The sequence below is a fragment of the Aurantimonas sp. A3-2-R12 genome (assembly GCF_036016755.1).
Lineage (GTDB): Bacteria > Pseudomonadota > Alphaproteobacteria > Rhizobiales > Rhizobiaceae > Aurantimonas > Aurantimonas coralicida_A.
The window spans coordinates 1-5,538 of the sequence record NZ_JAYXIH010000088.1 but is presented as its reverse complement, the minus strand read 5'-3'; the positions used below and the strand labels follow the sequence as shown (position 1 = coordinate 5,538).

General features: G+C 63.5%; 6 protein-coding genes. 3 read left to right on the top strand and 3 right to left on the bottom strand.

Translation table 11 applies throughout. From position 1 onward, the window contains the following. Window positions 1-76: 76 nt before the first annotated feature. Entirely contained in the window at window positions 77-517 is a 441-nt protein-coding gene (locus VSX60_RS21860) for a hypothetical protein (RefSeq protein ID WP_327626354.1), read from the bottom strand. 248 nt (window positions 518-765) lie between these two features. Beyond that, window positions 766-2,361: a trimethylamine methyltransferase family protein gene (locus VSX60_RS21855; protein WP_327626353.1), complete on the bottom strand. Its 1,596-nt coding sequence runs from the start codon at window positions 2,359-2,361 to the stop codon at window positions 766-768. Between the two features lie 349 nt (window positions 2,362-2,710). Between VSX60_RS21855 and VSX60_RS21850 the strand changes: the two genes are divergently transcribed. Further along, on the top strand, window positions 2,711-3,412 hold the full coding sequence (locus VSX60_RS21850; protein WP_327626352.1) for a corrinoid protein: 702 nt from the start codon (window positions 2,711-2,713) through the stop codon (window positions 3,410-3,412). A 163-nt stretch (window positions 3,413-3,575) separates the two neighbouring features. On the opposite strand, the gene VSX60_RS21845 is transcribed toward VSX60_RS21850, so the two are convergent. Then, complete coding sequence (locus VSX60_RS21845) at window positions 3,576-3,722, bottom strand: hypothetical protein (protein ID WP_327626351.1); 147 nt, start codon at window positions 3,720-3,722, stop codon at window positions 3,576-3,578. Between the two features lie 90 nt (window positions 3,723-3,812). Between VSX60_RS21845 and VSX60_RS21840 the strand changes: the two genes are divergently transcribed. Both VSX60_RS21840 and VSX60_RS21835 read left to right on the top strand, forming a co-directional pair. Continuing rightward, window positions 3,813-4,475 (top strand): DUF1638 domain-containing protein, encoded by a 663-nt coding sequence (locus tag VSX60_RS21840; protein WP_327626350.1) that lies wholly within the window; start codon window positions 3,813-3,815, stop codon window positions 4,473-4,475. A gap of 244 nt (window positions 4,476-4,719) precedes the next feature. Beyond that, complete coding sequence (locus tag VSX60_RS21835) at window positions 4,720-5,364, top strand: exopolysaccharide biosynthesis protein (RefSeq protein WP_327626349.1); 645 nt, start codon at window positions 4,720-4,722, stop codon at window positions 5,362-5,364. The last annotated feature ends 174 nt before the right edge of the window (window positions 5,365-5,538 follow it).

Genomic DNA, 5,538 nt, shown 5'->3' with positions numbered 1-5,538 from the left:
CCATCAGCGCCAAAATGCCGAAAAGTTCATTGCCCCTGCATCGAGGGCCGCGTAACGTTCAACCCGGCATCGCCGCTCAACGAAGTTCAACAAACTTCGGGACATCCCCGGATTCGACACCAGATATCCAGGTGACAAACAGGATCCCGACAAGAACCGCCGTCGTGGCCAAGGCGCCCACCCAGTTCCAGTGGAGCATCGAACTGAAAAGCAGGAACGTGAAAAACAGAAAAAACGGGCTCGTCGATCCTTCGGTAAACTGCATCAACGTTGCCAGCACGGCGATATCGATGGCATGGACGATCAACGCGGGATATCTGGCGCTTTCAATCCGTCGCGACACCACCACAAGACCAATGGCAAAGACAACATAGGCAAGCAGGAGTGCGTAGACGGCGCGATCATCGCTGACCGGTTGACTCGGGTCCAAATACGTCGCCACCAAACCGATAAAGGCGGTGAGAAGCCGGCATCCGGCCGCAAGACTGACAACGGATATCGCGAGAAGATGATGCACGTACGGCTAGCCCAGCAGAAGGAAACGCTTGTTCACCGAGATCCCTGGAGCCGCCCGGTCAGCTTGCCGCCCGACGAACATAACCGATCAACGGTTCATCGCAACCGTTCCGTGTGAGCTTGTATAAGCATGGATAAGGCGGGCCCAAATCAGCTCTGCAGCCCCTTCCAAACCGCACTGTGGATCGTCGCGCCGACTTTCGCGGCGGCGTTCGCTTCGCTTGCGGCGGCCGGGTCCGCCTGTCCCTTTCAGGCAAAGGCGTCGGGCTCGGACTCCTTGCGCTTGGCGATGAAGCCGGAAAGCGCCTCGGCGACGCCGGGATCGAGCGCGGGCGCCTCATAGGCATCGAGCCAGCGCCGGCAAAGCTGGTTGGCCCGGTTCTCGGCGCGCAACGCGCCCTCGGCCGACCACTGCTCGAAGGAATTGTTGTCGGCGATGGACGAGCGATAGAACGCCGTCTGAAAATTGTCCTGGGTGTGCTGGCAGCCGAGATAATGGCTGCCCGGCCCGACCTCGCGGATCGCCGACATGGCCTGGCCGTTTTCGGACAAGTCGACCCCGCGCGCCATTGCCTGCATCATGCCGAGCTGATCGCAATCCATGACGAATTTCTCGTAGCAGGCTGCCAGCCCGCCCTCGAGCCAGCCGGCAGCGTGCAGCACGAAGTTGGTGCCCGCCAGCACCGTCGAGTTCAGCGTGTTGGCGCTCTCGTAGGCTGCCTGGGCATCCGGCACCTTGGAGGCGCAGAGCGACCCACCGGTACGGAACGGCAGGCCGAGCCGGCGCGCGAGCTGCGCCGCGCCATAGGAGACCAGCGCCGGCTCCGGCGATCCGAAGGTCGGCGCGCCGGACTGCATCGAGATCGACGAGGCGAAGGTACCGAACACGACCGGCGCGCCCGGCCGGCAAAGCTGGGTGAAGGCGGCGCCCGCCAGCACCTCGGCGAGCACCTGCGTCAAGGTGCCGGCGACCGTCACCGGGCTCATGGCCCCTGCCAGGATGAAGGGCGTGACGATGCAGGCCTGGTTCGCCCGGGCATAGACCTTGAGCGCGCCCAGCATGGTGCCGTCGAAGGTCATCGGCGAGTTGGCGTTGATCAGGTTGATGACAACGGTGTTCTGATCGACGAAGTCCGAGCCGAACAGGATGCGGCACATCTCGATCGTGTCGGCGGCCCGTTCCGGCGCCGTCACTGAGCCCATGAACGGCTTGTCGGACAGCGTCATGTGCGCATGCACCATGTCGAGGTGACGCTTGTTCACCGGGATGTCGACCGGCTCGCACACCGTGCCGCCCGAATGGTGGATCGACGGTGCCATATAGGCGAGCTTCACGAGGTTGCGGAAATCCTCGATCGTTGCGTAGCGCCGCACGCCGTCGAGGTCACGCACGAAAGGCGGACCGTAGACCGGCGCGAACACCGTGGCCTTGCCGCCGATCTCGACCGAGTTCTCCGGATTGCGGGCGTGCTGGGTGAAAATCCGCGGCGCTGTCTTCAACAGTTCGCGGCAAAGCCCCTTGGGAAAACGCACCCGCTCTCCGGACACGTCGGCGCCCACTTCCTTCCACATCGCCAGCGCTTCCGCGTCGTCGCGAAATTCGATGCCGATCTCCTCAAGCACCGTGTCTGCATTCGCCTCGATCAGGGCCAGACCTTCCTCGTCGAGCACCTCGTATTCCGGAAGCGACCGGCGGATATAGGCAAGTTTTGGTCCCGACCCGGACTGGGTGCGGGCCGCGCGCCGAGCCGATGCGCCGCCGCCACCGCCGCGCCCGCGTCGTCCGCCCGCCGCACCGCTCTCGGCTTCCATCGCCTCGGGGGCCTGTCCGGTCACGTCGCTCATCCGTCGTCTCCTGGCATTGTCCGCTGGCGCCGGCCGGGCTCTGCACCCTCCCCGGCCGACATCCTCCCGCGAGCATACGCGGCAATCACAGCCGATTGTAAAAGGACAAATCCCGCTCGCCGTTCCGGATGCGAAGATCGGTGACGCGCGAAGGACAGTCGCCGGGCTGGCTCGGCAAGCGTATCCGTGGCGCGGACGTCGTTTTCGGCATCGGCAATGTCGCAGCCGGAAGATTTGTTTACCGCCCTTTGCCCTACTCTCGATCGTGATGCGGTGCGAAGCGCCCGACATGCGCCGACACCGTTCCCTAATAAGGCCTTGGGAGAGGCCGCTGGTGAGGAGTGCCATCATGGCGGATAACGACGAGATCGTACTGGCCGAGCTCTCCGACGACGACCTCGTCGCCCAGATGAAGGACGACCTTTACGACGGGCTGAAGGAGGAAATCGAGGAAGGCACCAACATCCTCCTCGGACGGGACTGGACGCCCTACGACGTCCTGACCAAGGCGCTCGTCGGCGGCATGCAGATCGTCGGCGAGGATTTTCGCGACGGCATCCTGTTCGTGCCTGAAGTGCTGCTCTCGGCCAATGCCATGAAGGCCGGAATGAAGATTCTGCGGCCGTTGCTGGTCGAGACCGGTGCGCCGAAACAGGGCAAGATGGTCATCGGCACCGTCAAGGGCGACATCCACGACATCGGCAAGAACCTCGTCGGCATGATGATGGAGGGCGCCGGCTTCGAGATCGTCGACCTCGGCATCAACATCGACGTCGACAAGTATCTCGCCGCGCTCGACGAGCACCAGCCCGAATTTCTCGGCATGTCGGCGCTGCTGACCACGACGATGCCCTACATGAAGGTGGTTATCGATACGTTGGTCCAGAAGGGCCGGCGCGACGACTATATCGTCCTTGTCGGCGGCGCGCCGTTGAACGAGGATTTCGCCAATCAGGTCGGCGCCGACGCCTATTGCCGCGATGCGGCGATCACGGTCGAGATCGCCAAAGATCTGATGGCCCGCAAGCACAATCAGCTCCGGCGAGCATGACCCGGGTCATCCACCCCTCTCCCAGTTCCGACGCTGACGCGACGCGCAGCGGTCGGGCTGTGTTCAAGACGGATATCTTGCCGCCTCCCCCTCGCTGCGCCCATGAGAATGGCGCGGCTTCCCGAAGGCCCCGCGCCGGTTCAACGCCGCGCTGGTCGACTGCCTATTGCGCGACGTCCCTGACAGCGGCCCCGGTGGCGTCGACGGTGTTGCCAAGGTCGCGGCCAACCCCGCGCACGGTGTTGGCGCAAGCGGACAGCAGAAGCGCCCCGACGAGAACCCCGGACAATATTGCGATGCGGTGGGCCATGCTGTTTTCTCCGTTTCGAGAATGTGACGGAAAAACGGCTGAGACTTACGCCGGTTCCGCTCCCTCGCGACATTTTCATCTGGAAGGCTGATGTTCGACGGCCCCGCCCACGCCACCGCGCCCTCCCGTGACAATGTCGAGCGGCTCACGGTCATCGCCTGCGGCGCCATCGCGCGGGAGATTGTCGCCATCCTCACTGCCAACGGCCTCGACCATGTCGACCTCACCTGCCTGCCGGCCGTTCTTCACAACGCGCCGAAAAAGATCGCGCCAGCCGTCGAAGCAGCCATCCTCAAGGCCCGGAACCGGGGCGCGTCCAGGATTTTTATCGCCTATGCCGATTGCGGCACTGGCGGCCATCTCGACGCGGTCTGCGAACGCCATGGCGTCGAGCGCATTGCCGGCCCGCATTGCTATTCCTTTTTCCTCGGCAATGACCGCTTCGCCGCCGAAGGCGATGCCAACATGACCACCTTCTGGCTTACCGATTTTCTCGCCCGTCAGTTCGACGCGTTCATCGCCAAGCCGTTTCGCCTCGACCGTTATCCCGAAATGACGGCGATGCTGTTCGGCAATTACGAACGCGTCGTCCACATTGCCCAGACCGACGACGCCGAGCTCGATGCCCGCGCACGCGCGATCGCCGATCGTCTCGGGCTCGCGCACGAGCGGCGCTTCGTCGGCTATGGCGATCTCGTCGACGCGATCGCCACCGCAGCCGGCGCCGCCCGGCCCCAGCTTGCGACGGGCTGACGCGGATCTCGCAAAGCGCCTCGAGGGGTATCGATTAGTCACATCGACATGGGAATCGGTTGGCGACCAGCCAACGCAGCCGCTTGATGTTTGCCAACGAAACGCCGATTTAATATCCACCCCGTCATAGTGTTTGCGGACTCCTTGATTAAGGGGGAGGCCGTGTCGGCGGTTTGGCATTGCCTGCCTCATGCCATTCAGCTCCGCGATCCGTTCCGCAAACCCAGTTTACCGAGTATCCACCGTGTCACCCGCCGCCTTCTCAAACATTCGACGATCGCTGCGGCGACGCGGGGTCAAGCGGCAACGACGCATCTCCGCCATTCTGCGGGGCTATACCCATCGCGACCGGACCGGTCCAACGCTGGGCGAATTGTCCCAGGCCTTCGATTCGCGAGCGTATGGGGCATTCTTCATTCTGCTCGGCGGGCTCAATCTGGTTCCGCTCCCGCCGGGCGCCTCGCTGCTCTTCGGGATACCGCTCATGCTGTTCGCCCTGCAGCTTGCGATCGGCCGCCACCGGCTCTGGCTGCCTGGCCGTATCCATCGGATCCGCCTCAGCGCCGACACGCTCGGCATGGGGATGCGCAAGATCGGACCGACGCTGCGCTGGATCGAGCGCCTCGCACGGCATCGCTATTGGCCCGAGCCTGAATGGGTGCTGCTTGTCGCGGTCGGCTGGTTCTGCTTTCTGATGGCGGCACTGGTGGCGCTTCCCTTTCCACTGACCAACATGGCGCCCGGCGTCGCTATCGCTCTCGCCGGAGTGGCGATCACCGCCCGCGATGGTCTCTGGCTGATTGCCTCCATCCTTCTCGGGGTGGCATCGGTCGCCGTTCTGGGCGGTGTCTACGGTGCCGCAGCCCTCGCGGTCATGCAGATTTTCTGACCGATCCGGCCGCATGGCGCGTGCCGGACAGGGTCGAATTTGGCACTGGTTGGGTCGGGGTCCTTGGCTAGAGCATCCGGCGAATAATTTGAATCGACGGGTTCCCATTTGATGTTCGGTTTGATTCTCTGTGAGCAGGAGGTGCTCTATGGGAAAGGCTGTTTCATCAGATTT

Coding starts and splice junctions, on each gene's coding strand:
- VSX60_RS21845 (WP_327626351.1), bottom strand. CDS start 3,722: ATGGCCCACCGCATCGCAATATTGTCCGGGGTTCTCGTCGGGGCGCTT.
- VSX60_RS21840 (WP_327626350.1), top strand. CDS start 3,813: ATGTTCGACGGCCCCGCCCACGCCACCGCGCCCTCCCGTGACAATGTC.
- VSX60_RS21850 (WP_327626352.1), top strand. CDS start 2,711: ATGGCGGATAACGACGAGATCGTACTGGCCGAGCTCTCCGACGACGAC.
- VSX60_RS21855 (WP_327626353.1), bottom strand. CDS start 2,361: ATGAGCGACGTGACCGGACAGGCCCCCGAGGCGATGGAAGCCGAGAGC.